This is a genomic window from Promicromonospora alba (assembly GCF_042654905.1).
GTDB classification, from domain to species: domain Bacteria; phylum Actinomycetota; class Actinomycetes; order Actinomycetales; family Cellulomonadaceae; genus Promicromonospora; species Promicromonospora alba.
Genome location: NZ_JBHSFI010000003.1, coordinates 850,946 through 874,699, shown reverse-complemented (window position 1 = coordinate 874,699; position 23,754 = coordinate 850,946). Strand labels below are relative to the sequence as shown.

The following is a 23,754-nucleotide window of genomic DNA, read 5'->3' as shown; positions in this document are numbered from 1 at the left end:
GCGACTGTGCACGCCCACGCACAGGTGGTCCTAGCCATTCTGTCCCCTCACAGCGTGCGCTCACACCATAGGGCGGTCAAGAGTGCGTGATCTGCGTTACGTCTGTACCGGTTCGCGCCTTTATTGATACGGGGTATCGCAATGATGAGACTGAGTGCATGACTCGTGCGTTGCCGAGGTCTCATCGATTCATCAAAAAGACACCACGCGACCTGGTTGCGAGGCATGGCCGGGGTGCGTGCACTACCTTTGGCGACGGAGGGCCCGCGTAGGGTCGGACAGACACGCATACGACCCGGCTGCGAGTGCCGGACAGAGAGAGGGACGATCAACCAAGTGAGCACGGACACCCAGGGCGCCGGGCGCCTCGGTTTCGAGGCCGGCCAGGTGGTGCAGGAGTTCGGCTGGGGCGACGACGTCGACGACGCACTCCGGGCGGACATCGAAAAGATCATCGGCAGCGAGCTGGAGGACGAGGACTTCGGCGACGTGACCGACGGCGTCATCCTCTGGTGGCGGGAGGACGACGGAGACCTCACCGACGCACTCGTGGATGTGCTGACCGTGCTGGACGACGGCGGCATCATCTGGATCTTCACGCCCAAGCCCGGCCGGGACGGCGAGGTGGGCCACAGCGACATCCAGGAGGCCGCCACGACCGCCGGCCTGCAGACCACCAGCACCTTTGCCATCGCGGAGGACTGGTCGGCGACCCGACTCGCATACCGGGGCCGCGGCAAGTGATGGCGCGACAGGTCTGAAGCCGTGACCGAGTCCGCCGCCGCGTCGACCGCTCCTACGGAGTCGCTGAAGCCGGGTGACCCCGCACCCGACTTCACGCTCCCTGACACGCACGGCACCCCGACCACGCTGTCGGACCTGCGTGGGACGCCGGTGCTCGTCGTCTTCGTCCCGTTCGCGTTCTCCGGGACGTGCACCAGCGAGCTGTGCGAGCTGCGCGACAACATCGAGGACTTCGAGACCGCCGGCGTGCGGCTGCTCGTCATCTCCACGGACGCCGTCTTCACGCTCAAGGCGTGGCAGGCGGCGGAGGGCTACCAGTTCGACCTGCTCTCCGACTTCTGGCCGCACGGCGAGGTGGCACGCGACTACGGGGTCTTCGACGAGAGCTCGGGGATCGCGCTGCGGGGCACGTTCCTGATCGACGCCGACGGGATCGTCCGCTGGTGCGTGGTCAACCCGCGGGGTCAGGCACGCGACCTGGAGGACTACCGGCGGGCGGTAGTGGAGATCTGATCCGGTCAGTTCGTAAAATTGACCTGGTTCGGGGCCGGGGCCAGGTATTGTGGTCCGCTGCCAGGGCTCATAGCTCAGTTGGTTAGAGCGCCACGTTTACACCGTGGATGTCGGGGGTTCGAGTCCCTCTGGGCCCACCTCGGGATGACGCGGGACATCGTTGATCGATGTCCCGCGTCATCCTTCGTTTCGGGGCTGTGGCGGGTCTTGTTCGGTCCGCTTCGACCATGCAGTCCGGCCTGCTCTGAGGGTGCCTACCAGCCGAGGCGAGAGACGCCGAGGACTGCTCGGGCCTCGGCCTCGGCAGCGATCGCGTCGGGATGCCGGCCGAGGCAGCCAGGGCTCACCTTGGGCCATGGCTCGGCGGCGTAGAGCCCGTCGAGCGCCTCGACCAGCGGTTCTCGGACGTCGGGTACGGAGTGCCCGAGGCGTTCGGCGTTGTCGGCATAGTCGATCCCGGCCCGACAGAACGCCTCGAAGAACACGTCCTTGTCCGCAACAGCTCTGCGGCGTCTGTGCCCCTCATAAGCGAGGCAGACCATGCTCGACCGCTGCGCGCCGATCATGAAGCGGACGGGTGCGTCGGGAAACCAGGTCGCCGCGTACGACCCGCCACGGTGGAACGTCTGGACCATCTGCGCGAACGATGCCCATAACCAGTCTGTGTCGGTCCACTGGTCCAGGTCGATCATCACTCGTCCGTTCACGACGAGCCGCACCCCACCAGTCAGGTCTGTTGCGTGTCGTGAACGGGCGACATCCTCGATCGGTGAGAAGTCTGCTCGACGAGAGGTGCGCAGGTAGGTGCGAATCTCGACTGTCCCGAGCCAGGGCCGTTGCGGCGGGCGCATCAGTGCGATTCGGAGCGCGCGAGCCGGTACGGTCCGGCTTCGAGCGCGTGTGCGACGGCGTCGGGCAGCAGCTCGGCGTGCATCGGGGCATGAGCAGCTGCCCAGGGTGCGAGCTTGCTACAAAACCCGTCAAGGTCCGCCTCGGCCTGTGCGAGGGCGGCGCGGGCCTCGTCAGGGGCGACCCGGAAGATGGGCCGGGCCGGGTCCTCGGCGTCCTGCACGATCTCGACGAGTCCGTCGCGCAGGGTGACCCCAGCGTCGGGGCTGTGTCCGAGCCAGCACCCCGGAAGGCTCCCCTCAAGCACGTCGAAAATCTCGGAGCGCTCGTCGATCGAGTAGCAACAGCCGGGCGTGATCGAGATTCCGGTGCTCGTCTCGATGAACCGCAGACCGCCCATCGCGATCGGTTGGGCGTCACCCGGATCGTGCGGGCCCAGTGCCCGTCCGAGGTAGACGGCGAGGTTTGCTGCCTCGTCGCCCTTCTCGTCAGTGTGGAACCAGCGCAAGACCTGGTGCACTGCTGTCCCGACCTCGGCGTCGGACATGTCGCCGTGCAAGGCCTGATACCAGAAGCCCTTGCGCCCGACGACGGGCCACAGGTCGAACGTGTCGTCGCCAAGGACCTCGATCACCGGCTCGGCACGCAGGGCTGTCATGCGGGCAACCGTGCCAGCGGCAGGTAGCCGCGGTCAACGAGAAACCGTTCGGTGCGGCGGCCGGTAGGGTGCCGCATCGTGACGCAGCGACCCATCGTGTTCCTCGACATCGACGGAACACTCCTGCCGTTCGGCCCGGGCGACCGTTCGCAAGCCGTCCATGACCCTCGCGCGTGGCGGGCACACTCCAACCCGCAGCTGGGCAAGCTGCGCCGGGCGCCCAGCTACGACCTGGTCCGGCTCGGAGGCGAGCTGGTGTGGGCCTCGGCCTGGGGCCACGACGCGAACGACGTCGTCGCGCCGATCCTGGCACTGGGTCGGTTGCCCGTGGTCGACTTCGACGAGGGCGACGACGACGTAGTGCCCGGCGGCGTGCACTGGAAGACGGCGTCCCTGGTTCGACACGCGGCAGGGCGGCCGTTCATCTGGCTCGACGACGAGATCCGCGACCTCGACCAGCAGTGGGTCGAGGCAGCGCACCCAGGTCCGGCACTCTTGCACCGGGTCAGTCCGACGTCAGGCCTGACCAAGGATGATCTGGCCGTGGTGACGGCCTGGATACGCGAGGCGGTCGGCCCGCCTGCTGCTGACGACATCCCGCCGCCGCTACGCGCGATCATGGACGCGCGGTTCGATTACGACGACGGCAAGGGCGTCGACTTGGAGCCCTACCCTGCGCTCGAACCGGTCGCGGAGACGGGATGGTGGCTGCGTCACTGGACGGGAAACCCGGATGTCACTGGCGAGAAGCTTCGTCCCTTCGCGCAGGACAGCAGCGGTGGATACGTGTGTTCGTGGATGATCCGCCCTGATGCCGAACTGGTGGACCAGCCCGTGGTCTACGTCGGGTCGGAGGGTGACGTCGCGGTCCTGGCCGGTGACGCCTGGGACGCACTGTGGTTCTTCGCTCACGGGTTCGGCCCGCACGACGTCCCGAGCGAGTTCGAGGTGGGGGAGCGCTATTTCAAGCCCGACCCGGAGCGGACCGTACGAACGCACATCGAGCTGACGCGGGCTGCTGGCCGGCTCGCGCCGGGCCGCCGTCGGCCCGTGGAGCAGATCGTCGCCGACGCGTCGGCAGGGCTGCCTGACCTGCGTGCCTGGGTCGACGACCTGTGCCGTTGAGTCGCTAGCTGCCGGCTCGGACGACGTCCATGGTCTCGGCGGCGAGGGCCCGGAATCGGTCCCGGCTCGTGGTCGGCGATGTCATGGCCGCAATGCTGGGCGCTGGAGACCTGACGGTCCACCGGTTTCTCGTGTCAGGCTGGAGCGATGTCTGCTGATGAAGTGGTTCTGGACTGGCGCGGGCCGGTGTCTGACGCCGAGATCGTCGACCTCACCGAGTCCCACGGCGGCAACCCGGAGCCCGGATGGTGGGACCGGATCCGAGGCCATTCGCTGGGGTGGGTATCCGCCCGGAGCCGCGAGGGTCAGCTGGTCGGGTTCGTGAACGTCGCCTGGGACGGCGGGGGCCACGCGTTCCTGATCGACACCAAGACGCGCCCCAGCCACCAGCGGCAGGGACTCGGTACCGCCGTCGTGCGGCGCGCGGTCGAGGAGGCCCGGGCGGCGGGATGCGAGTGGCTGTTCGTCGACTTCGAGCCGCACCTCGAGGCGTTCTACCTGGAGTCCTGCGGTTTCCGACCGACGGCCGCCGGGCTCGTCCACCTCACCGACTCCTGACCGGACAGCGACGTCGTCAGCCTGGGTGCCGTACACCCCGGCATACCGCAGCCTGGTTGCCTGCGAGCGCCCCGGGCAACCTGGTGATCGTCGGGCGAGAACGCCGGGCATCGGATCGCCGCAGGGCGGGAACGGGAGACGGACATGACGACGGACGGCTACGTCGGGCTGTGGGTCACGGCGGACGGGCACGTGCGGCAGCGGTTGCTGCCCGACGGCCGGTACGACGAGGCACGCGGTGAGCGGGAGAGCGCCTACACGGGGCGGTACTGGATCGAGGGCGACCACATCCGCTACAAGGACGACACGGGGTTCAGCGCGGACGGCGACTTCCGTGACGGGGTGCTGTACCACGGCGGCATGGTGATGTACCGGCGGGACTGACGGCGTCGGGCCCACATCCCGCCGTTGGCCGGCCCGCGCCGCCGGTGCAGGTCAAACTGCACTGGTCGCCGCGCGCACGCGCAGGCTCAGCGCGACCCCGAGGACGACGACGGCGGCCGCGCCCGCCGCAACGGCCGTCGGCACGGAGTGCGGCGCGCCGTCCCACCTCGCTACGGCGATCCAGGCGAGGCCCCACGCGATGGCCGCGGCCACGGCGACGCGGCCCTTGCTGCGCACAGCGAGTGCGACCCCGACGCCACCGACCGCCACCAGAACCGCGACCGCCCACCAAGCCGGGTCGATCCCTGCGCCGTCGAATCCCGAGCTGGTGAGGGCTGCTGCGACGTTGGCGGCAGTGGCCACGCAGACCCAGCCGAGGTAGACGCCGAGCGAACCGTCGACGAGCAGGCGTTCCAGCAGTCCGCTCGCCCGGGACCGCATCAGGATCACGAGGACCCGGCTGAGCAGCGCGAGCAGCGCCGCGATGACGGCGACGCTCACCCAGAGCCAGCCCGCCTGCACCACCAGGATCCACACCGCGTTGAGCAGCATGGTCCCGGCGACCGGTATCCGCAGGCTGCGCTGCCGGTCCGCGGACGCCGCGGTGGGGAACCACTGCAGCACCGTGTACCCCGCGAGCCCGAGGTACACGACCGTCCACACCGAGAAGGCGGGGGACGCCGGTGCGATGAGCGTGGCATCTGCCGCGAGCGCCCCTCCGGCCGCCGAGGCGATCGGTGTGCCGCCGAAGATGCCGACGCCGATCATCGAGCCGATCACGCAGAACGCGAAGCTGACGGTGACGACGACCTGCTGGATCCGGTCGGTGAGATGCATGCGGTCCTGGCTCCTCGAGTCGCTGGTCCGGGATATTGCTAGCCTATCTAGTAATCTGCCAGGATTTACGTTGTCGAGCGAGAGGCGGTAACGCCATGAACGACGGCGGTCAGGTCCTGGTCACGGGGGCCACCGGATACATCGGCGGGCGACTGGTGCCCGAGCTGCTCTCTGCCGGGTATCGCGTCCGTGTCCTGGCCCGGCACCCCGAGCGCATCTCGTCCCGCGACTGGGCCGACGACGTGGAGGTGTTCGCCGGTGATGCCACGGCGCGGCCGGACCTGCGCCGGGCGCTGGAGGGCGTCGACGTGGCTTACTACCTGATCCACGCCCTCGGCTCCGGGTCGGGGTTCGCCGAGCGTGACCGCAGCACGGCCCGCGGGTTCGCGGTGGTGGCCAGGGAGGCCGGCGTGCGTCGCATCGTCTACCTCGGCGGCCTGCACCCCGACGCGGAACGGCTCTCGCCGCACCTGGAGTCCCGGCGGGAGGTCGAGGAGATCCTGCTCGACAGTGGTGTGCCGACGATCGTGCTGCGGGCGGCGGTGATCCTCGGGTCGGGCAGCGCGTCCTTCGAGATGATGCGGTACCTCACCGAACGGCTGCCGGCGATGATCGCGCCGCGCTGGATCAACAACCGCATCCAGCCGATCGCCGTGCGCGACGTGCTGCGCTACCTCGTGGGCGCGGCGAGCATCCCGCCCGAGGTGAGTCGGGGGTTCGACGTCGGGGGCCCGGACGTGCTCACCTACCGCGAGATGATGCAGCGCTATGCGGCCGCCGCCGGGCTCCGTCCTCGGATCATCCGCGCCGTCCCGGTCCTGACCCCGCGGCTCGCCAGCCTGTGGGTCGGTCTGGTGACGCCCGTGCCGCCGGCGATCGCCCGCCCGCTCGTGGGATCCCTGGTGCACGAGGTCGTAGCACGTGAGCACGACATCGCGGAGTACGTGCCCGACCCGCCCGAGGGGCTGATCGGCTTCGACCGGGCGGTCGAGCTGGCGCTGGCGCGCATCCGGGACCTGGACGTACGGACGAGCTGGGTCTCGGCGTCTACCCCGGGGGCGCCGTCCGACCCGCTGCCCGAGGACCCCGACTGGGCGGGCGGGAGCCTGCTCTTGGACGACCGGTCGATAGAGGTGGATACGACGCGCGAGGCGCTCTGGTCGGTGATCGAGGGCATCGGCGGGGCGCACGGCTGGTACTCCTGGCACCTGGGCTGGGTGGCGCGCGGTCTCCTGGACCGGCTGTTCGGAGGTCCGGGGCTGCGCCGCGGACGCCGACACCCGCAGCACCTCGCACCCGGTGACGCGCTCGACTGGTGGCGCGTCGAGAAGGTGGTTCCGGGCGAGCTGCTGCGACTGCGGGCCGAGATGCGCCTGCCGGGTCTCGCGTGGCTCGAGCTGTCCGTCGAGGGCGAGCCCGGCGACCGGCCGACGTTCCGCCAGCGCGCAGTCTTCTCGCCGCAGGGGCTCCCGGGGCAGCTGTACTGGTGGGCCATCAGCCCGTTCCACGGCATCGTGTTCGGCGGCATGCAGCGCAACATCGCCCGCGCGGCGAAGGAGCACGGCGCCGGGCGCAGACCAACCGACTGAGACGGTCCGTCCGACCCGGGTCGACGGGGTGCAACCGGTCGAACCTCGCTGTTCGGGACCTGGCTTACTCGCTGGTGCACCTGTTCTCCGGTACGAACGTCACGGAGGTGCCGACCCGTGAGGCGATCGACAAGTTCCTTGCCGACCCGATCCGGCCCGACCTCTGCCCTCGAAGGTCCTCTGACCTGCGGAGTTGACGTTCCACGCTCGACCAGGAGCGAGGAGACACGGCGAGTTCTTGATCACTTGTTTACCGTCCGGGTATCAGAAATCCTGTTTCAACGTTACCCTGGGTAAAGAGTCAGGCAACGGCTCAACGGCGCACGTAGCGCACGGAGGGCTGTACAAATGAATGTTGAACCGTCGGAGATAGAGCGTGCTCTTACGCTCGGCATCAACCATCTCGTGGGACGTTACCGGTACGAGCTCGCCACTCAGCGGTGGTGGTGGTCGGACGAGACGTACCAGATCCACGGCTTCGAACCCGGCGAGGTGGTTCCGACCACGAAGCTCATCCTGGCTCACAAGCATCCGGACGACCGCGTCCGTGTGTCCCGCGTCCTGAAGACGGCAGCGGCGACCGGGGAGCCGTTCAGCAGTGTTCATCGCGTCATGGACGCCCGAGGGGCAGAGCGGACGCTGACGGTGGTCGGCCAGGGGCGCCGCGACCCGGCGACGCACCAGATCTGCGAGCTCGTGGGCTATTTCGTCGATATCTCCGCCACGGTCCAGGCGCTGGCGAGTCAAGCCGCATCGGAGTCCATCCGTGCGTCTGCGGCTACGCGTGCCTCGATCGAACAGGCCAAGGGCATCATTGCCTTCGTCCTGGGTGTCGAGCCTGCCGAGGCGTTCGAACGCCTGCGCGTCACCTCCAACGAGACGAACGTGGCCGTGCGTGACGTGGCCCGAGAGATCGTTGATCTGACGAGTACCGGGGGTTCGACCGCGGACGTCCTCGCTGCCCTGGCGCCGCAGGTACGGGAGCCGCAGCTCTGACGCTGTCAGCACGGTGGGACGACACGGGGCATCGCTGACGGGTGCCCGGATCCCGACGCCCGGAGGCAGCTCGACGCCTCCGGGCGTCGGTCGCGCGGCCGCTACTCCTCGAACGCGATGTTGCCGCGGCAGGCCTCACCGGGGCTCGGGACAGCGCCCTTGAGGCCGTGGCTGACGTACTTGCCGTAGCTCTGGACGTGCCCGCCCGTGACGAAGTCGTCGTCGAACTCCGGCGGCTGGACCTCCTGGTCGTCGGGCAGGTCCCGGCCCGAGAATGCGCACGCCGAGCTGGCGTTGAATGCTCCCGGGATCGGGTCACCCTTTCCGTTGGTCTCGCCGGCGTGCGCTGACATGGAGCCACCCACGGTCAGCCCTGCGGCGACGACGCACGTCAGGAAGACGCGCTTCATGCTCACCACCTCCTTGTGGCGAGGAGCGTCCGGGTAGGTCGGGCGAACCCGGTCCGCCCCCTGTGGCCAACGTACGTCCGGGCCCCTGCCGGCACAGCCCGGGGCGCAGAGATCACCCGTGCCGTCGGCTGACCCGAGGTCGAGGATGCTCCAGGCACCCTCTGAGGCTCTGCCAGGATGACACCGTGACCAGTCATATTGCCCGGTATCAAGCCGGGGACCACGACGGCGTCTGGCGGGACCTGCGAGCCCTGGGCCTGGACGCGTTCGGTGTGCGCCACAGGGAGGACGCGCAGGCGGTCGCGCGCGAGATGGCGAGCCGGGCGCGACAGAACGTGGAGACGCTCGTCGACCGGCTGCAGGCGGACGGCTTCATCGCCACCAGGAACGATGACGACGCGACGCCTCGCCCGCCCCACTTCCCGCCCACCGACGGCGCGTCCGCGCTCGCCGACTGGATGGAGGAGACGTTCGCGCCGTTCCCGATGACCGTCGCCGCGTGGATCCGCCAGGTCGGGGACGTGTGGCTCGTGGGCGAGCACCCGAGGTGGTCCGAGAGCGTCCTGGCCGACCCGCTCGTGGTCGAGTTCGAGCACACCGTCTACGGCGGCGGGTCGCGCGAGTACTACGAGGGGGAGTGGAAGCTGTGGGCCGAGGACGCCGACGAGGACACCTCCCCGTTCCAGCTCGACTTCGCGCCTGACGCCCTGCACAAGGCCAACATCAGCGGCGACGGGCCGTACGGGGTCGACGTGCCGGGTCCGGGCGTCGACGGCCTGGTCGGTCCGACGACGTGGTTCGTCGACGACCTCAACGACGCGTTCGCGGCGGGAGGTTTTCCCGGGGCGCTGCGCGCCGAGGGGTACGTGGACCCGCCCGCCGGCCTGCGCGAGGGACTCGCCCGGGACCTGTTGCGGCTCTGACCCGCCGCTCCACCGGGCGACGTCACGTCACCAGCCCGTTGCGGTAGGCGTAGACCACCGCCTGCACGCGGTCGCGCAGGCCGAGCTTGGCCAGGAGGCGGGAGACGTACGTCTTGACCGTCTCCTGGCTGATCACCAGCGTCGCGGCGATCTCGCCGTTCGACAGGCCGTTGGCGATGAGGCGCAGCACCTCCAGCTCGCGCGGCGTCAGCGCGGTGTCGCCCGGGACGCTCTCGGCGGGCCGGATCCGTGCCGCGTACCTGCCCACCAGCTGCCGGGTCACCTCGGGTGCCAGCAGCGCGGCCCCCGACGCGACGGTGCGGATGCCGTTCAGCAGCTGCGCGGCCGGGGCGTCCTTGAGGAGGAACCCGCTGGCCCCGGCGCGCAGCGCCTCGTAGACGTACTCGTCGAGGTTGAAGGTCGTCACCACGAGCACCTTGACGGGATGCTCCACCCCGGCGCCGGCGAGCAGGCGGGTCGCCTCGATGCCGTCGAGGACCGGCATCCGGACGTCCATCACGACGACGTCGGGGTTCAGCCGGCTGGCGAGATCGACGGCGGCTCGCCCGTCACCACAGTCGCCCACCACCTCGAGGTCGGGCTGGGCGTCGATGATCGTCGCGAACCCGGTGCGGATCAGTACCTGGTCGTCACAGACCAGCACGCGGGTCGGCGAGGTCACTACCGGCCCCCGGTCGGGATACGGGCCAGCACGACGAAACCGCCGTCGTCCGACCGCTGGGCGCTGAACTCGCCGCCCAGGGCGGCTACCCGTTCGCGCAGCCCGGCCAGGCCCCGCCCGCTGCCGCCCGGCGAGACGCTGCGAGCCCGTCCGCCGGCTCGTGGGCCCGGCCCGTCGGTGCTGACCTCCACCGTGATCTCCCTGTCGTCGTAGTGCACGGTCACCGCCGTCGGGCGGCCGTGGGCGTGCTTGAGGGCGTTCGTCAGCGACTCCTGCACCACGCGGTGCGCGGCGCGTTCGGCGCTGCCCGACGACGTCGCCGGCGTGCCGTGCTCGGTGAGCTCCACCGGCTGCCCGGCCCGCCGGGTCTGCTCGACGAGCGCGCCCAGGTCGCCGTCCGGCTGCGTCCGGGCGGGGCCCTCGTGGCCGGGGTCCAGCAGGTCGAGCAGGTTCCGCAGGTCGCTGATCGCGAGCCGGCCCGTGTCGCCGACGGCGGTCAGCGTCTCGGCGAGACGGTCGGGCGAGGCGGTCAGGTACCGCGCCGCCTCGGTCTGCACGACCATCGCCGTGACGTGATGCGTCACGACGTCGTGCAGCTCGCGGGCGATGCGGGTGCGTTCGGCGGTGCGGGTCTCCTCGGCGACCCGGTGCCGTCGCTCGGCCTCGGCCGCCCGGGTCGAGCGCACCCAGGCGCCGACACCCCACGCGAGGGCCATCACCAGGTAGAACGTCAGGTACTCGTCCACCCGCTCGGCGCCGGTCAGCCGGTCGAGCGCGACCGCCAGCCCCACGTATGCCACGGAGAGCGCGGCGACCACGAGCCGACGGCGGTGCGCCAGGTGCGCCCCGGCGCTCACCAGCGCTACGCCCAGCGCGTTGGCCGCGAACGAGTGGTAGCCCTGGACCTGGCCGAGCACGAAGCCGAGCGAGACCAGCGCGACGCATACGGCCGGCCACCGCCGACGCACCGCGAGCGGGAGGCACTGGAGCGCGATGAGCAGCACCGCTGCGCCGTCGAACGGACGGGCGGGCATCTCGCCGACCTGCGTCCCGTACTCCCGCAGCACCGGCACGAACGCCGCACCGGCGAGCGCGAGGGCGAGCGGCAGGTCCCGGACCGTGACGTCGAGCCGGTGCCACCGGTCGCGCCACCGGTCCGGGACCCGCCGAAGTTCGATCACCGGGGGAGCGTAACGGCCGCATCGGCCCGGGCGGAGCGGCGCAGCGGAACAATGTGCCCGCGCCGGTACGCCATCCGGATGAACACCGCGGCGACCGCCACGCAGAACACGATCGAGTAGACGCTGCCCTCCGGGCCGAACTCGCCGCCCGTGATCAGCATCGGGCCCGACGTCGAGGCGTCCAGCAGGCCCTGCGGGGTGTTGTTGCCCGAGACCTCGGTGCTGAAGATCGCGCTCCCGGCGATGTTCCAGCCGAGGTGCAGACCGATCGGCACCCACAGCTTGCGGGTGGCGACGTACGCGGCGGTGAGCATGCCGCCCGCCTCGACGGCGATGGCGAGCGCGCCCCACAGGCTGGCGTTCGGGTTGATCAGGTGCGCCAGGCCGAACAGCAGGCTGGTCGCCGTCAGGGCGATCCACGTGCCGGTCCACCCCTCGATGATCCGGAACAGGACGCCGCGGAACATCAGCTCCTCGCTCACCGCGACCGCAGCCATGAAGCCGACGAGCCCGACCGCTCCCGTCACCGTGCCCAGGCCGTGCACCGTGTAGCTGCCCAGGAAGGCGAGGTTGACGATGACCAGGGCGAACAGCCCGACACCGAGCAGCGTGCCCCACCCGAGCCCGGACACCGCTCCCTCCCGGGACACCTCCACCACGTCACGGTGTTCCGTGCGCCGCACCACCCAGGCGTAGACGAGGACGGCGAGCACGGCCGTCGCGAACCCCACGACGAGCGCCAGCCAGGGGTTGTCCCCGGCCAGCGCCAGCGCTTGGCTGCCGAGGAACGAGACCGCCAGAACGGCTACGAGCTGCCACACCAGACGCACGATGACTCCTTCGAGAAGCCGCGGCCGGAGCGCCGCGGACTACCCAGAACGCTATGGATCGAGCGGCGCGCGGTAGTCACCGCAGGGTGGACATTCGCGGGTAGCTCGCACGGGGGACAGGCAAGATCCGTCGGCCCCGGAAGATGAACACCATGTGAACAGAAATCGAACTGTTCACCTGAACGTCACCCGCTGGTCAAGTGTGATCTGCGCACACGTCACCATGGTGTGGTGACCGAGATGATTCTTCTCGTCGTGGTCGTGCTCACCGCACTCGCCTTCGACTTCACGAACGGCTTCCACGACACGGGCAATGCCATGGCGACCTCCATCGCCACCCGAGCTCTTACGCCTCGCCGGGCGGTCCTGCTGTCCGCGGCCCTGAACCTGGTCGGCGCGTTCCTGTCGCTGTCCGTGGCCGCGACCATCGCCAAGGGACTCGTCGACGCCGACGTCATCACCCTGGAGGTCGTGTTCGCCGGGCTGGTCGGCGGCATCGTCTGGAACCTGCTCACCTGGCTGGTCGGCCTGCCGTCCAGCTCGTCGCACGCGCTGGTCGGCGGCGTCGTGGGTGCGGTGCTGGCGGCCGCGGGCACCTCCGGCGTGCTGTGGGAGGGCGTCCTCGCGAAGGTCCTGGTCCCGGCTCTGATCGCCCCGATGGTCGCCATCGCGGTCGCCGCGACGGGTACCTGGCTCGTCGCGCGGCTGACCCGAGGCCTGCCGCAGGACGTCACCTCGCGCGGGTTCCGCTGGGGCCAGGTCGGCTCCGCCTCGCTGGTCTCCCTCGCGCACGGCACCAACGACGCGCAGAAGTCGATGGGCATCATCCTGCTCGCCCTCATCACGGCCGGCGCGGTACCTGCGGACTCGGGCGTCCCGTTCTGGGTCATCCTGTCCTGCGCCCTTGCCATGGCGCTCGGCACCTACACCGGCGGCTGGCGCATCATCCGCGCGCTCGGCAAGGGCCTCGTCGAGATCGACACCCGGCAGGGGATGGCGGCGGAGACGTCGTCGGCGGCCGTCATCATGCTGTCGAGCTACTTCGGCTTCTCGCTGTCCACGACCCACGTCGCCACCGGCTCGATCCTGGGCTCCGGTGTCGGCATGCCGGGCGCGACGGTGCGCTGGGGGCTCGCGGGCCGCATGCTCGGCGCCTGGATGCTCACGCTGCCCGCTGCGGGCCTGATCGGTGCGCTCTGCTTCTGGGTGCAGCACGGGGTCGGCGGTGTGCTCGGCAGCGTGCTGGTGCTCGGCATCCTGCTCGCGTCGGCCGCGGCCATCTGGATCGCCTCGCGCCGCAAGCCCGTCGACCACACCAACGTCAACGAGGCCTGGGACGAGGAGCGCGGGGCCGGGATCGAACCGGTCGCCGCGACCACCGGCGAAGCCGGTCCGCTGCACGTCGCACCGGTCGAGGCGGGCCCGACGACATCGGCAGCCGCCGCCGCGATCGACAGCGTGACGGTGGGCGTGGGAGCGGCCGGATCCTCAGCGGCCGGTGGGACACCGAACGCCTCCGGGAAGGGAACAGCGGAATGAGCGGCATCATCGAGTGGGGCGCGCTGGGGCAGGTCGTCCTCGTCGGCCTGCTGGTCGGCGCGGGCGTCCCCGCACTGTTCGCACTGGGGCTCCGGCTGCTCACGCTGCCGGTCCGGGCCGACGTCGAAGCCGGTGGCACGCACGACGGCGACACGACGGCCGCCGTCGCCGCACCTGGCCTTGCACGACGGCTGGGCGGCTACCTGTGCCTGGCCCTGTGCGTCGCGGCCATCGCCACCGGGCTGGCATTCCTGGTCTCCGGCGGGCACTGACCGAGGCTCGCACCTTGACGAGCAATCTCGACCGGATCCGGGCGGAGATCGCCGCCCACGAGTCCAACGCCTGGGCGCGGGACCTCGGCTACGAGCCGCTCTACTCCGCGGCGGCCGGCGCCCGGATCGCGCTCATCGGCCAGGCGCCCGGCCGCAAGGCGCAGGAGAGCGGCGTGCCGTGGAACGACGCCAGCGGCGTCCGACTGCGCACCTGGCTCGGCGTCGACGACACCCAGTTCTACGACCCGGACCGGGTCGCCCTCGTCCCGATGGACTTCTACTACCCGGGCAAGGGTGCCTCCGGCGACCTGCCGCCGCGCAAGGACTTCGCTGCGCTGTGGCACGGGCGGATCCTCACCGAGCTGCCGGACCTCCGGCTCACGATCCTGGTGGGCGGCTACGCCCAGAAGTACTACCTGGGCGCCCGGGCGAAGCCGACCCTCACCGAGACCGTGCGCGCCTACACCGAGTACCTGCCGTCGACCATCCCCCTGGTGCACCCGTCGCCGCTCAACTTCCGCTGGCAGTCCAAGAACCCCTGGTTCGAGGAGGAGGTGGTCCCGACGCTGCGCACGCTGGTGGCCGGAGCGCTCGCGGGGACGTGACGACGGCAGCCCGGCGCTACCGGCTCACCCGGACCGGCTCCCACGCGAACCCGTCCGGGTCGGTGAACGTGCCGAGGTCGCTGTTCACCGCGATCCGGTGCGAGCCGGACCCCTCGGGGGCCACCCCGCCGTCCTTGGCCAGCGCAGCCCGCTTGTACAGGCCGAACCCGATGGGGCTGGAGCCCATCTTGAAGTCGACGTACGAGCCGAAGCTCTTGCCCACGGTCAGGCCGTGCGCGACGTAGAACTTCTTGCTCGCCGACACGTCGTCCGCCCCGATGAGGAGCACTATCTCGTCGGCCTTCCGGGAGACGGGGGCGGTGTCCTTCTTGGCGGACGTCGCGATCTTCCAGATGGTGCCGTCGGGCGCCTGGACCGCGCCGCCGTGGCCCCACATGGACTTCGCCACCGGCTTGAGCACGGTGGCTCCCGCGGCGACGGCGGCGTCGAACAGGGCGTTGACGTCACCCGGCTGAGAGCAGACGAGGGACAGGTGGAACCCGCGGAACCCGCTGGTGGGTGCGTCGGACTCGCGGAGCTGGAGCCGGTCGCCCAGGTCGAGGGCGTCGTAGAAGGAACGTGCGGAGCTGAGGTCGGTCACTTCGAGGGTGACGGAGTCGATGTTTGCCATGCCCACCACGTTAGGTTCGGCATGCCGCCGGGTGCTTCTCGATTCCTGACCGACCTTCCTGACCGACCTCCTGACCGGCATTCCTGAGTGTCTCGGATCGGCTCGCGGTAGCCTCCTGAGGTGCCTCCCGCACCGGAGCTGCTCACCTGGTTGCTCGACGCCGACCCAGCGCTGCGCTGGCAGGTCGAACGCGACCTCGTCGGCGCGCCCGAGGACGTATGGCAGGCAACCCGCGCCCGCGTCGCCACCGAGGGATTCGGGGCCCGCCTCCTCGCGCAGCAGGACCCCGACGGGCAGTGGGCGGGCGGCGCCTTCTTCCCGGCCGGCTTCCAGGGCGACGAGGAGGGCCAGCCCTGGACCGCGACGACCTGGTCGCTCAGCAGCCTCCGCGACTGGGGCCTCGACGCCGCAGCGCTGGCCGGGACCGCCGAGAAGATCGCCGCGAACAGCCGGTGGGAGTACGAGGACCTGCCCTACTGGGACGGCGAGGTCGACTGCTGCATCAACAGCTGGACGCTCGCCAACGGGGTGTGGCTGGGCGTCGACGTCTCCGGCATCGCCCAGTGGTTCGTGGACCACCGCCTCCCCGACGGCGGTTGGAACTGCGAGTGGGTCGAGGGCTCGACGCGCTCCTCGTTCCACTCCACGCTCAATTCCCTCAAGGGCCTCCTGTACTACGAGACCGACGCGCGGACCGGCGCCGACGTGCGCGCCGCACGCCGGGCCGGCGAGGAGTACCTCCTGGAGCGCCGGCTCCTCCGCAGGCTCTCGACCGGCGAGCCCGTCGGCCCGTGGGCCACCCACTTCGGGTACCCGTTCCGCTGGGGCTTCAGCGCCCTCAACGCCCTCGACTACTTTCGCGCGGCGGCGCTGCACGACGGCGTCGGGCCTGATCCCAGGCTTGCCGACGCCGTCGCCGTGGTCCGCGCCGCCCGCCGCCCGGACGGCACCTGGCTGCAGGAGGGGCGCCATCCGGGGCGGGTCTGGTTCGAGATCGACGTCCCGCCGGGGGAGCCGTCGAGGTGGCTCACCTTCTACGGCACGCGCGTGCTCGACTGGTGGGACGGCGCCCGTCCCGCATAGCGCTCGGGCCGCTCAGGCCTCGTCGCTCCCGCGCGGTACCCGGAGCAGCAGCGGGACCAGGACGGCTCCGACGACGAGGTGGACAACGCCGAGCACCACCGCCGAACCGGTAGTCATCTGGGCCGACAGGAACGGCAGGAACGACACGAGCACGACGGCGACCGCGAGGCCCGTCCAGATCCGCCTGCCGTACCGCGTGATCTTCTCCAGCAGGGCGAGCACCGCCCAGCCCGCGAGGGACGCGCCGAGCGTGATGATCACGAACGAGGCCAGGCTCAGGTCCAGGGGAGCCTGGCCGGGCTGCTCGACCACCAGATCGTTGCCGAGCAGCGGTTCGCCCACCAGCCAGACGAGGGCGGCGGCGGCCACTGTTGCGGCGACCGCCAGAGCACGGGCACCGACGCGGTTCGGGGTGCGGGTCTTCTGCTGCAGGTCCGACACGAGGAACTCCTTCAGGTTGTGAATGGTTCAGGTGCTGAAGCATGGCGAACCTAGCAGATCCTTCAGTACCTGAACAGTTCAGTCTCTGAAGTAGGGAGTAGGGTGGGCCTCATGAGCGCGCAAGCCGACCCGATCCTCGAGGAGCTGATCGGCCTCGTCTTCGGCGCGGCCGGGCACCTCAGCGCCGACTTCAACGCGGCCGGCGCGGAGCACGGCCTGCCGCACGCTCAGGCGCTGCTGCTGGTGAACCTGGTCGAGCCCATGCCGATGCGGGCCATCGCCGACTCGCTCTCGTGCGAGCCGTCGAACGTGACGGGCATCGTGGACGGGCTCGAGCGCCGGGGTCTCGTCGTCCGCCAGGCCGATCCGGCGGACCGCCGCGTCAAGCAGGTGGTCCTCACGGCCGACGGGAAGCGCACGCGCGACCTGCTCCGTGCGCGGGGTTACGCCCACGCCGAGAAGTTCTTCGACGTTCCTGGTGAGGTCAGGGTCCAGCTCCGCGACATCCTGGCCGGCCTGCTGGCGGGTGCCGCGGACGGCGTCACGAATCACCACTGCGGCGAGCCGCGCGCACAGAAGTCCTGGGGCAGGGCCGCTCACTGACGGGTGCGGGGGCGGATCCCAGGCTCGCCGACGCCCTCGGCTTGGTCGTGGTCACCCGCCGCCCGGACGGTCCTGGCTGCAGGAGGGGTGGCTACGAGCCGTCCGTCGCTGACGCCGTTTCCCGGCCGACCACGCCGAAACGGATCAGCAGCCCGCGCACCGGACCGGTCAGCGCCATGACGAAGAGCCAGAAGTACGAGGGCACGACCATCCCGAGCAGCAGGGTCAGCGTGAAGATCAGGGCCATGGACAACGGCGCGGCCGCCAGGGTGGCCGTGTACGGCAGTCCGACCGCCGCACGCGTCCGCCGTTCGACGACGGCGATGGCGAACAGCAGCCACGCGCTCGCTGCGAGGGTGCCGATGTAGGAGGCGACCAGTGGCCGGTCGGTCTCCAGCCCGCCGGTGAGCGCCGTGACCACGGGCATGATCGTGATCGTGAACAGCCACGCGAACTGGAGCATGGTCCGGCCGCGGCTCGTCGGCGTGTCCGGCAGCAGCATCGCGTGGTGCAGCCGCCAGAACATGGCAATCATCACGAAGCTGAGCCCGAAGGCCAGGAGCTGCGAGGCGTGCGCGCCGACGTACTCCGCGAGGCTGCTTCTGTCGGCGGACGCCTCGGACACGCCCTCCATGAGCGGCAGGATGAGCAGGGTCAGCGCGATGGCGATCGCGGCGTCAAGGAAAGCGATGAGGCGCTCGCTGGTGTACGCCGACGGTGTCGTCTGCTCGATCTTGTCGCTCACGCGGGAGATCCTGCCATGACTCGGAGACTTGTCCTCTGCCGTGCCGTAAAAAGGAGTAGGAAGGATCTACGAGGACGGACCGGTACGAGGAGGAACCATGTCCAGACTGCGAGGGCCCATCTCACGAGGAGCGAAGGTTGTCGTCGGAGTGGGGCTGACCGTCCTGCTCCTCGCGACGAGCTGTGGCGGAGGCGGCGACGGCGGAGGGGGCGGCGGCTACAGCCGTGGTGACGCTGACACCGGAAGCATCGAGCTCACCACGTCATGAACCGACTCCACCCCGTTCGTTGAGTGCTGGATATTTGCGCTTTTCGGGACGAGAACAGGGCAAATATCCAGCACTCAACGATCCCGGGGGCTACTCGACCAGCTTGCCCTCCGTCGAGACCTCCTGGGTCTGGATCAGGGCGGCGATCTCGTCCGGGACCTCCGGGATCGCCTCCCGGACCACGCCTGTGCGCGGGGACCACACCAGGTTCACCTGCAGCGCGGGGTCGAGGTCCGGGTAGTCCGACCGGTTGTGGCACCCGCGGGTCTCGCGGCGCTCGCGGGCGGCCTCCAGCGTCGCCCGGGCGGCGATGAGCGACGCCTTCAGGTCGAAGGCGTGCGCCAGGTCCTGGAACCCGGCGATGTCCGGGTGGATGCCCACGTTCTTGGTGCGCACCTCGATCTCGTCCAGCTCACGCAGTCCGGCGGTCAGCCCCTGCTCGTCCCGGACGACGCCGGCGTGCTCGGTCATCGTGTTGCGCACCGCCCGCTGCAGGGCGCGCACGTTCTCGTGCCCGTCGGCGGCCAGCAGGTCGGCGACCTCGGCGCGGGCCTCGGCCTCGGCGTCGTGCGAACGGTTCTGCGCCTCCAGGCCTGCCGAGTAGGCGGCGGCGGCCCGGCCGACGATCCGGCCGAACACCAGCAGCTCGATCAGGGAGTTTCCGCCGAGGCGGTTGGCGCCGTGCAGGCCGCTGGACGCCTCGCCGATCGCGTACAGACCGTCGACCTCGGTGCTGTGGTCCTCTGGCCGGACCCACACGCCGCCCATCGAGTAGTGCGCGGTGGGGGCGATCTCGATGGGCTCGGCCGTGATGTCGAGCATCTGCAGCTCGAGCATCGTCTGGTAGACGCGCGGCAGGCGCGTCATGATCGTCTCGCGCGGCAGGTGCGAGACGTCGAGCCAGACGCCGCCCTTCTCGGTGCCGCGTCCCTCCTTGATCTCCGTGTAAGCCGCCAATGCCACGCGATCGCGGGTCGACAGCTCCATCCGTTCGGGGTCGTAGTTCTGCATGAACCGCTCGCCCAGGGCGTTGCGCAGGATGCCGCCCTCGCCGCGCGCCGCCTCGGAGATGAGCGTCCCGGCCGCGTTCTCCGGCTCGAGGATGCCCGACGGATGGAACTGGACCAGCTCCGGGTCGCGCAGGCGCGCCCCGGCCTCGACCGCCAGCCGGAACGAGTCGCCCGTGTTCTCGTCACGGCGGGAGGACGTGCGCCGCCAGATGCGGTTGTGGCCGCCCGCGGCGAGGATCACGGCGTCCGCGTGGATCAGGTACGGCGTGCCGTCGGTCAGGTCGAACCCGTAGGCGCCGAACACCGCGCCGTCGCGGGTGAGGATCCGGGTGACGTAGACCGAGTCGAGGATCGGGATGTTCAGCTGGGTCGCGCGATTGACCAGCGAACGCTGGATCTCCAGGCCGGTGTAGTCGCCCGCGAAGGCGGTGCGGCGGTACGTGTGCGCGCCGAAGAACCGCTGGGAGATGCGCCCGTCGTCCTCCCGCGCGAACGCCATGCCGTACCGCTCGAGGTCCGCGATGCCCTGGGCGGCGCCCTTCGCGACGATCTCGGCCGTGTGCGGGTTGGCCAGGAAGTAGCTCTCTTTGATGGTGTCCGCGGCGTGCTGCTGCCAGCTGTCCTCCGCGTCCATGGTGCCGAGCGCGGCGTTGATCCCGCCCGCCGCGAGCGACGTGTGGGTGTCCATGCGCGGCCGCTTGCCGAGGGCCAGTACGTCGACACCCTGTTCTGCGAGCTCGATCGCGGCGCGTAGGCCGGACCCGCCCGTCCCGATGACCAGCACAGTTGTTGAGATTCGACGTTCGGTGGTGTTCATCCGATTACCTCTGCCTCACGTGTTCTGCCAGGTCGGCATAGCCGCGGCCGCACTGCCGGCGGCCCTTGTCCATCCGACCACCGGGGCTCGCGATTCGTGACAGGGTTGCGGTGTGAACAATCCCATCAGGTGAGATGGGTCATGCCGGCGGGGCCCTGCGGCAGCCCTTCTCGCGACCACCCGGGGCACGTAGGCTCGGCCCATGTCGAGGTGGCGATGGCGTGGCCGGACGGCGGACGCGGGGCTCGCGCTCGCGGTCGGCCTGGTCGCCGTCGTCGGCCTGGTGGTGCAGACCGGCGGCATCGGTACCGGTGCCGAGTGGGCGGCGCTCGCCGTCGTGCTCGTCTCCTCCGGTGCGCTCTACCTCCGCCGCCGCTTCCCGGTGCCGGTGGGCCTGGTGGCGCTGGCCGGCGTCACCGCGTACGGGGCGCTGCTCCAGCAGCCCGGGCTCATCATGCTGGTGTTCGTCGTGGCGCTCTACACGGTGGTCGACGAGGGTCACGTCGCGGTCGCCATCGGGCTCGGGCTGGCCTCGGTGGTGTCCTTCGCGATCGCGGACGGCTACGACCGGGAGACCTCGAACGGGGCGACGTTCCTGCACGCCGGCTGGCTGGTCGCCGTCATCGTCGGTGTGACCCGCAACCGCCGTGCCTACCTCGCCGAGGCCCGGGCGCGGGCGCTCGCGTCCGAGCAGCGCGTCGAGGAGGAGTCCCGGCGACGGGCCACCGAGGAACGCCTGCGGATCGCGCGCGAGGTGCACGACGTGCTGGGCCACCACCTCTCCCTGATCAACGTGCAGGCCAGCGCCGCGCTGCACCGGCCGGACCCCGAACGGTCCGAGCAGGCGCTCACCGCGATCAAGCAGGCGAGCAAGGAGACGCTGCGCGAGCTGCGCACGACGCTGGGCGTGCTGCGGCAGGACGGCGAGGCGCCGACCGCCCCGGCGCCCGGCCTGGCGCGGGTCGACGACCTCGTGGCCGTGGCCGGGGCCTCCGGGCTGCGCGTCCGGACGGAGCTTGGCGAGGACCGGCACCTGCCGGCGGAGGTCGACCTGGCCGCGTACCGGATCGTCCAGGAGGCGCTCACCAACGTGACCCGGCACTCCGCGGCGTCGTCGGCGGTGGTGCGGGTCCGGTCCGCGCCCGACGAGGGAGACGTGCTGGTGGAGATCGAGGACGACGGAACCCGCACCCCGGGCGAACCCGGCAACGGCATCCTCGGCATGGCGGAACGGGCCAGGGCGCTGGGCGGATCGCTGGAGACCGGCCCACGCCCGGGCGGCGGGTTCCGGGTGAGCGCGCGTCTGCCGGTGCCGGACGCGGGGCCGGTCGGGTCGGCGTCCGGGGAACCGGCATGATCCGGGTGCTGCTCGCTGACGACCAGGCCCTGGTCCGCGCCGGGTTCCGGTCCATCCTGGAGGGCGAGGACGGTATCGAGGTGGTCGGCGAGGCGGCCGACGGCGGCGAGGCGACCCGGCTCGCCCGGCAGCTGCGCCCCGACGTCGTCCTCATGGACATCCGGATGCCCGGGGTGGACGGCCTCGCCGCCACCCACGAGATCGCAGCGAGCACCGAGGCCCGCGTGCTCATCCTGACGACGTTCGACCTGGACGAGTACGTCTACGGCGCGCTGCGAGCCGGCGCCAGCGGCTTCCTCGTCAAGGACAGCGAGCCGGCGGAGCTGATCCACGCCCTGCGGGTGGTGGCCCGGGGCGACGCGCTGATCGCGCCCGCGATCACGCGCCGGCTGATCGCCGAGTTCGCCGCGCGGGCCACGTACCCGGACCCCGGCCCGCGGCTGAGCGCCCTCACCGAGCGGGAGCGCGAGGTGATGGCGCTGGTCGCCGCGGGCCTGTCCAACACCGAGATCGCCGCACGGCTGGTGCTGAGCCCGGCCACGGCCAAGACGCACGTCAGCCGCATCATGACCAAGGCCCAGGTCCGGGACCGCTCGCAGCTCGTGATCCTCGCGTACGAGTCCGGTCTGACCGTGCCCGGCTGGCTCGCCGACGCCTGACCTGGCGGGCCCCGCCTGACGTGTCAGGCGTGATCCGGCAGGTCAGGCGGCTCAGGCGGTGCGGCGGGCGCGGACCAGGGCCAGCCCGCCGAGGGCGACGCCGACCAGCCCGAGCACGACGGCGACGCCGCCGCCCGCGAGCCCGCCGCCGGTGCCGAGCTGACCGCCCGAGGTGGCAACGACCACCGCGCCGCCGACGGCCCCGACCAGCCCCGCACCCAGGGCCAGCGCGGCACCGAGCCGGCCGGTCTCGATACCGAGGCGCCCGGCGGGCCTGGCCAGCGCGAGCCCGCCGACGACCACCCCGACCAGCCCGAGCCCGATGGCGACGAAGCTCCAGAAGCGCCCGGGAGTCAGGGCGTACGAGCTCACGGCCTGCTGCGCCGCGACGTGGACGGCTGCCGGGACCCCGGCGGTGACGAGCAGGTGCTGGACGAACATGATGGTTCCCTTCGTTCGCGTGACGGGTACAGGTCGCACGCTATGGAAGGGGGCTGCCCGCCGTCGTCCCGCTGGGGTTGCGACCGGCCTGCCCACGCTGGTCGTACGGCTGCCCGCCGTCGTACCACCCGGGTTGTTACCGCCCGGGCGCCTCGGGGGTTCAGCAGTGGATCTCGGCGAGCTCCGTGAACACCGCACGGTTCAGGTGGAACGCGTGGTGCGTCTCCGCGACGGTGGCGGCCACCTCGTCCTCGTCCAGGTCGAGCTGGTCCAGCTCGTTGCGGTACGCGTCCTTGAAGACCTTGACCTTCGGGATGTCCGGGAACGTGTAGAACGCCAGCCCTTCCTCGTCCAGGCCGTAGTGCTGCTTCATCATGCGCTTCACGATCTGGCCGCCCGACAGGTCACCGAGGTAGCGCGTGTACGAGTGCGCCGCGTAGTGCGGCAGGCTGCCGCCGATCTCGCGGACGCGGTCCGCGTACCGGCGCGTCGCGGGCAGGATGCGGATCTCCTCGCGCCACGCGGGTCCGTACAGGTAGGCCAGGTCGCGCTCGATGGCCGGGACGCGTGTGAGCTCGTTGAAGACGAGGCCGGCGCCCCGCTCGTCGTCGCGCACGGCGACGCTCGCCTCTTCCAGCGCCTCGTAGACCACGAGGAGCTGGGCCGAGAGGTCGGCGTGAGCGGCCCGGGTCAGCGCCCCGGACATGAGCTCCTCGATGAACTGCTCCGAGTTGGCGGCGTCGTGCTCGTCGCGCGTGCTCTGGCGCAGCAGGGCGGACAGGGGGAGTTCTTCCTCGACGGGCAGGCTCACAGGATCTCCTCCGACAGGACGGCAACGTGCTGACAAACTGTCATCACATCGCGAGCATAGCAACTCCGGTTAGGTGAGCCTAACTTGTTGCCGGATCGTGGGACAGGAGTCTGAAACGTGTGGCGATGCGGGCGCCGTCGGGCATAACCTCTGGGTGGCGAGCGTGAGGCGTGACGAACCTCGGTCCGGGTCT

General features: G+C 70.7%; 28 protein-coding genes and 1 tRNA gene. 16 read left to right on the top strand and 13 right to left on the bottom strand.

Features of this window, described 5'->3' with window-relative positions; all coding sequences use genetic code 11:
* Positions 1 to 336 precede the first annotated feature (336 nt).
* From ACFO6V_RS09165 to ACFO6V_RS09155, 3 genes are all read left to right on the top strand, one after another.
* On the top strand, positions 337 to 744 hold the full coding sequence (locus ACFO6V_RS09165; RefSeq protein WP_357504485.1) for a DUF3052 domain-containing protein: 408 nt from the start codon (positions 337 to 339) through the stop codon (positions 742 to 744).
* Between the two features lie 21 nt (positions 745 to 765).
* Complete coding sequence (locus ACFO6V_RS09160; protein ID WP_377134448.1) at positions 766 to 1,257, top strand: peroxiredoxin; 492 nt, start codon at positions 766 to 768, stop codon at positions 1,255 to 1,257.
* Positions 1,258 to 1,320: 63 nt separating this feature from the next.
* Positions 1,321 to 1,394: transfer RNA gene (locus ACFO6V_RS09155), tRNA-Val, on the top strand.
* A gap of 117 nt (positions 1,395 to 1,511) precedes the next feature.
* Here ACFO6V_RS09155 and ACFO6V_RS09150 read toward each other — a convergent pair.
* Together ACFO6V_RS09150 and ACFO6V_RS09145 are read right to left on the bottom strand one after the other, a co-directional pair.
* A complete protein-coding gene (locus ACFO6V_RS09150) occupies positions 1,512 to 1,949 on the bottom strand; it encodes a hypothetical protein (protein ID WP_377134446.1) in 438 nt (145 codons plus the stop codon).
* Positions 1,950 to 2,107: 158 nt separating this feature from the next.
* Complete coding sequence (locus ACFO6V_RS09145) at positions 2,108 to 2,764, bottom strand: hypothetical protein (protein WP_377134444.1); 657 nt, start codon at positions 2,762 to 2,764, stop codon at positions 2,108 to 2,110.
* Between the two features lie 78 nt (positions 2,765 to 2,842).
* On the opposite strand from ACFO6V_RS09145, the gene ACFO6V_RS09140 reads away from it, so the two are divergent.
* From ACFO6V_RS09140 to ACFO6V_RS09130, 3 genes are all read left to right on the top strand, one after another.
* Positions 2,843 to 3,889: an HAD domain-containing protein gene (locus ACFO6V_RS09140; RefSeq protein ID WP_377134442.1), complete on the top strand. Its 1,047-nt coding sequence runs from the start codon at positions 2,843 to 2,845 to the stop codon at positions 3,887 to 3,889.
* Between the two features lie 147 nt (positions 3,890 to 4,036).
* Positions 4,037 to 4,447, top strand: a complete 411-nt coding sequence (locus ACFO6V_RS09135; RefSeq protein WP_377134440.1) for a GNAT family N-acetyltransferase — start codon at positions 4,037 to 4,039, stop codon at positions 4,445 to 4,447.
* Positions 4,448 to 4,591: 144 nt separating this feature from the next.
* Positions 4,592 to 4,831, top strand: a complete 240-nt coding sequence (locus ACFO6V_RS09130) for an Atu4866 domain-containing protein (protein WP_377134438.1) — start codon at positions 4,592 to 4,594, stop codon at positions 4,829 to 4,831.
* Between the two features lie 51 nt (positions 4,832 to 4,882).
* Here the strand turns inward: ACFO6V_RS09130 and ACFO6V_RS09125 are convergent, their stop codons facing one another.
* The gene (locus tag ACFO6V_RS09125; protein WP_377134436.1) at positions 4,883 to 5,668 is read right to left on the bottom strand and encodes a tryptophan-rich sensory protein; all 786 of its coding nucleotides are present in this window, start codon (positions 5,666 to 5,668) and stop codon (positions 4,883 to 4,885) included.
* A 95-nt stretch (positions 5,669 to 5,763) separates the two neighbouring features.
* On the opposite strand from ACFO6V_RS09125, the gene ACFO6V_RS09120 reads away from it, so the two are divergent.
* Both ACFO6V_RS09120 and ACFO6V_RS09115 read left to right on the top strand, forming a co-directional pair.
* Positions 5,764 to 7,257 (top strand): SDR family oxidoreductase, encoded by a 1,494-nt coding sequence (locus tag ACFO6V_RS09120; RefSeq protein WP_377134434.1) that lies wholly within the window; start codon positions 5,764 to 5,766, stop codon positions 7,255 to 7,257.
* A 348-nt stretch (positions 7,258 to 7,605) separates the two neighbouring features.
* On the top strand, positions 7,606 to 8,253 hold the full coding sequence (locus tag ACFO6V_RS09115; RefSeq protein WP_377134432.1) for a PAS and ANTAR domain-containing protein: 648 nt from the start codon (positions 7,606 to 7,608) through the stop codon (positions 8,251 to 8,253).
* 101 nt (positions 8,254 to 8,354) lie between these two features.
* Here the strand turns inward: ACFO6V_RS09115 and ACFO6V_RS09110 are convergent, their stop codons facing one another.
* Positions 8,355 to 8,663: a hypothetical protein gene (locus tag ACFO6V_RS09110; RefSeq protein ID WP_357504512.1), complete on the bottom strand. Its 309-nt coding sequence runs from the start codon at positions 8,661 to 8,663 to the stop codon at positions 8,355 to 8,357.
* Between the two features lie 185 nt (positions 8,664 to 8,848).
* On the opposite strand from ACFO6V_RS09110, the gene ACFO6V_RS09105 reads away from it, so the two are divergent.
* Positions 8,849 to 9,586, top strand: a complete 738-nt coding sequence (locus ACFO6V_RS09105; RefSeq protein WP_377134430.1) for a hypothetical protein — start codon at positions 8,849 to 8,851, stop codon at positions 9,584 to 9,586.
* Positions 9,587 to 9,608: 22 nt separating this feature from the next.
* Here ACFO6V_RS09105 and ACFO6V_RS09100 read toward each other — a convergent pair whose 3' ends face one another.
* From ACFO6V_RS09100 to ACFO6V_RS09090, 3 genes are read right to left on the bottom strand one after another with little or no spacing between them, the layout of a single operon-like run.
* On the bottom strand, positions 9,609 to 10,268 hold the full coding sequence (locus ACFO6V_RS09100) for a response regulator (RefSeq protein ID WP_377134428.1): 660 nt from the start codon (positions 10,266 to 10,268) through the stop codon (positions 9,609 to 9,611).
* Positions 10,268 to 11,449 (bottom strand): sensor histidine kinase, encoded by a 1,182-nt coding sequence (locus ACFO6V_RS09095; RefSeq protein WP_377134426.1) that lies wholly within the window; start codon positions 11,447 to 11,449, stop codon positions 10,268 to 10,270. The genes ACFO6V_RS09100 and ACFO6V_RS09095 overlap by 1 nt, the downstream gene beginning before the upstream one ends.
* Positions 11,446 to 12,279, bottom strand: a complete 834-nt coding sequence (locus tag ACFO6V_RS09090) for a CPBP family intramembrane glutamic endopeptidase (RefSeq protein WP_377134424.1) — start codon at positions 12,277 to 12,279, stop codon at positions 11,446 to 11,448. Before ACFO6V_RS09090 ends, ACFO6V_RS09095 begins: the two co-directional genes overlap by 4 nt.
* A 240-nt stretch (positions 12,280 to 12,519) precedes the next feature.
* Here ACFO6V_RS09090 and ACFO6V_RS09085 point away from each other — a divergent pair, with 240 nt between their 5' ends.
* The 3 genes from ACFO6V_RS09085 to ACFO6V_RS09075 are packed head-to-tail and all read left to right on the top strand — an operon-like array spanning position 12,520 to position 14,695.
* Entirely contained in the window at positions 12,520 to 13,818 is a 1,299-nt protein-coding gene (locus tag ACFO6V_RS09085) for an inorganic phosphate transporter (protein ID WP_377135194.1), read from the top strand.
* A complete protein-coding gene (locus tag ACFO6V_RS09080; RefSeq protein ID WP_377134422.1) occupies positions 13,815 to 14,090 on the top strand; it encodes a hypothetical protein in 276 nt (91 codons plus the stop codon). The genes ACFO6V_RS09085 and ACFO6V_RS09080 overlap by 4 nt, the downstream gene beginning before the upstream one ends.
* 14 nt (positions 14,091 to 14,104) lie before the next feature.
* Positions 14,105 to 14,695, top strand: coding sequence for a uracil-DNA glycosylase family protein (locus ACFO6V_RS09075; protein ID WP_377134420.1), 591 nt, complete (start codon positions 14,105 to 14,107; stop codon positions 14,693 to 14,695).
* A 16-nt stretch (positions 14,696 to 14,711) separates the two neighbouring features.
* Here the strand turns inward: ACFO6V_RS09075 and ACFO6V_RS09070 are convergent, their stop codons facing one another.
* Positions 14,712 to 15,326, bottom strand: a complete 615-nt coding sequence (locus ACFO6V_RS09070) for a VOC family protein (protein ID WP_377134418.1) — start codon at positions 15,324 to 15,326, stop codon at positions 14,712 to 14,714.
* A gap of 120 nt (positions 15,327 to 15,446) precedes the next feature.
* On the opposite strand from ACFO6V_RS09070, the gene ACFO6V_RS09065 reads away from it, so the two are divergent.
* Entirely contained in the window at positions 15,447 to 16,409 is a 963-nt protein-coding gene (locus ACFO6V_RS09065) for a squalene cyclase (RefSeq protein ID WP_377134416.1), read from the top strand.
* 12 nt (positions 16,410 to 16,421) lie between these two features.
* Here the strand turns inward: ACFO6V_RS09065 and ACFO6V_RS09060 are convergent, their stop codons facing one another.
* Positions 16,422 to 16,850 (bottom strand): DUF6069 family protein, encoded by a 429-nt coding sequence (locus ACFO6V_RS09060; RefSeq protein WP_377134413.1) that lies wholly within the window; start codon positions 16,848 to 16,850, stop codon positions 16,422 to 16,424.
* Between the two features lie 111 nt (positions 16,851 to 16,961).
* Between ACFO6V_RS09060 and ACFO6V_RS09055 the strand changes: the two genes are divergently transcribed.
* Positions 16,962 to 17,453, top strand: a complete 492-nt coding sequence (locus tag ACFO6V_RS09055; RefSeq protein ID WP_377134411.1) for a MarR family winged helix-turn-helix transcriptional regulator — start codon at positions 16,962 to 16,964, stop codon at positions 17,451 to 17,453.
* A gap of 91 nt (positions 17,454 to 17,544) precedes the next feature.
* Here the strand turns inward: ACFO6V_RS09055 and ACFO6V_RS09050 are convergent, their stop codons facing one another.
* The gene (locus ACFO6V_RS09050) at positions 17,545 to 18,198 is read right to left on the bottom strand and encodes a TMEM175 family protein (RefSeq protein ID WP_377134409.1); all 654 of its coding nucleotides are present in this window, start codon (positions 18,196 to 18,198) and stop codon (positions 17,545 to 17,547) included.
* A 358-nt stretch (positions 18,199 to 18,556) separates the two neighbouring features.
* A complete protein-coding gene (locus ACFO6V_RS09045; protein WP_377134407.1) occupies positions 18,557 to 20,293 on the bottom strand; it encodes an L-aspartate oxidase in 1,737 nt (578 codons plus the stop codon).
* A gap of 202 nt (positions 20,294 to 20,495) precedes the next feature.
* On the opposite strand from ACFO6V_RS09045, the gene ACFO6V_RS09040 reads away from it, so the two are divergent.
* Complete coding sequence (locus ACFO6V_RS09040) at positions 20,496 to 21,650, top strand: sensor histidine kinase (RefSeq protein ID WP_377134405.1); 1,155 nt, start codon at positions 20,496 to 20,498, stop codon at positions 21,648 to 21,650.
* Positions 21,647 to 22,309, top strand: coding sequence for a response regulator (locus tag ACFO6V_RS09035; RefSeq protein ID WP_377134403.1), 663 nt, complete (start codon positions 21,647 to 21,649; stop codon positions 22,307 to 22,309). Before ACFO6V_RS09040 ends, ACFO6V_RS09035 begins: the two co-directional genes overlap by 4 nt.
* A 51-nt stretch (positions 22,310 to 22,360) precedes the next feature.
* Here the strand turns inward: ACFO6V_RS09035 and ACFO6V_RS09030 are convergent, their stop codons facing one another.
* Positions 22,361 to 22,750 carry a DUF6223 family protein gene (locus ACFO6V_RS09030; RefSeq protein ID WP_377134401.1) on the bottom strand — a complete coding sequence of 130 codons (390 nt, stop codon included), beginning with the start codon at positions 22,748 to 22,750 and terminating at the stop codon, positions 22,361 to 22,363.
* Between the two features lie 160 nt (positions 22,751 to 22,910).
* A complete protein-coding gene (locus tag ACFO6V_RS09025; RefSeq protein ID WP_377134399.1) occupies positions 22,911 to 23,561 on the bottom strand; it encodes a biliverdin-producing heme oxygenase in 651 nt (216 codons plus the stop codon).
* Positions 23,562 to 23,754 lie beyond the last annotated feature (193 nt).

Bases quoted from the DNA above. Each gene is read 5' to 3' on its own strand.
- ACFO6V_RS09150 (WP_377134446.1), bottom strand. From the start codon at position 1,949: ATGATCGACCTGGACCAGTGGACCGACACAGACTGGTTATGGGCATCG.
- ACFO6V_RS09145 (WP_377134444.1), bottom strand. From the start codon at position 2,764: ATGACAGCCCTGCGTGCCGAGCCGGTGATCGAGGTCCTTGGCGACGAC.
- ACFO6V_RS09135 (WP_377134440.1), top strand. From the start codon at position 4,037: ATGTCTGCTGATGAAGTGGTTCTGGACTGGCGCGGGCCGGTGTCTGAC.
- ACFO6V_RS09130 (WP_377134438.1), top strand. From the start codon at position 4,592: ATGACGACGGACGGCTACGTCGGGCTGTGGGTCACGGCGGACGGGCAC.
- ACFO6V_RS09125 (WP_377134436.1), bottom strand. From the start codon at position 5,668: ATGCATCTCACCGACCGGATCCAGCAGGTCGTCGTCACCGTCAGCTTC.
- ACFO6V_RS09120 (WP_377134434.1), top strand. From the start codon at position 5,764: ATGAACGACGGCGGTCAGGTCCTGGTCACGGGGGCCACCGGATACATC.
- ACFO6V_RS09115 (WP_377134432.1), top strand. From the start codon at position 7,606: ATGAATGTTGAACCGTCGGAGATAGAGCGTGCTCTTACGCTCGGCATC.
- ACFO6V_RS09110 (WP_357504512.1), bottom strand. From the start codon at position 8,663: ATGAAGCGCGTCTTCCTGACGTGCGTCGTCGCCGCAGGGCTGACCGTG.
- ACFO6V_RS09085 (WP_377135194.1), top strand. From the start codon at position 12,520: ATGATTCTTCTCGTCGTGGTCGTGCTCACCGCACTCGCCTTCGACTTC.
- ACFO6V_RS09080 (WP_377134422.1), top strand. From the start codon at position 13,815: ATGAGCGGCATCATCGAGTGGGGCGCGCTGGGGCAGGTCGTCCTCGTC.
- ACFO6V_RS09070 (WP_377134418.1), bottom strand. From the start codon at position 15,326: ATGGCAAACATCGACTCCGTCACCCTCGAAGTGACCGACCTCAGCTCC.
- ACFO6V_RS09055 (WP_377134411.1), top strand. From the start codon at position 16,962: ATGAGCGCGCAAGCCGACCCGATCCTCGAGGAGCTGATCGGCCTCGTC.
- ACFO6V_RS09045 (WP_377134407.1), bottom strand. From the start codon at position 20,293: ATGAACACCACCGAACGTCGAATCTCAACAACTGTGCTGGTCATCGGG.
- ACFO6V_RS09040 (WP_377134405.1), top strand. From the start codon at position 20,496: ATGTCGAGGTGGCGATGGCGTGGCCGGACGGCGGACGCGGGGCTCGCG.
- ACFO6V_RS09035 (WP_377134403.1), top strand. From the start codon at position 21,647: ATGATCCGGGTGCTGCTCGCTGACGACCAGGCCCTGGTCCGCGCCGGG.
- ACFO6V_RS09030 (WP_377134401.1), bottom strand. From the start codon at position 22,750: ATGTTCGTCCAGCACCTGCTCGTCACCGCCGGGGTCCCGGCAGCCGTC.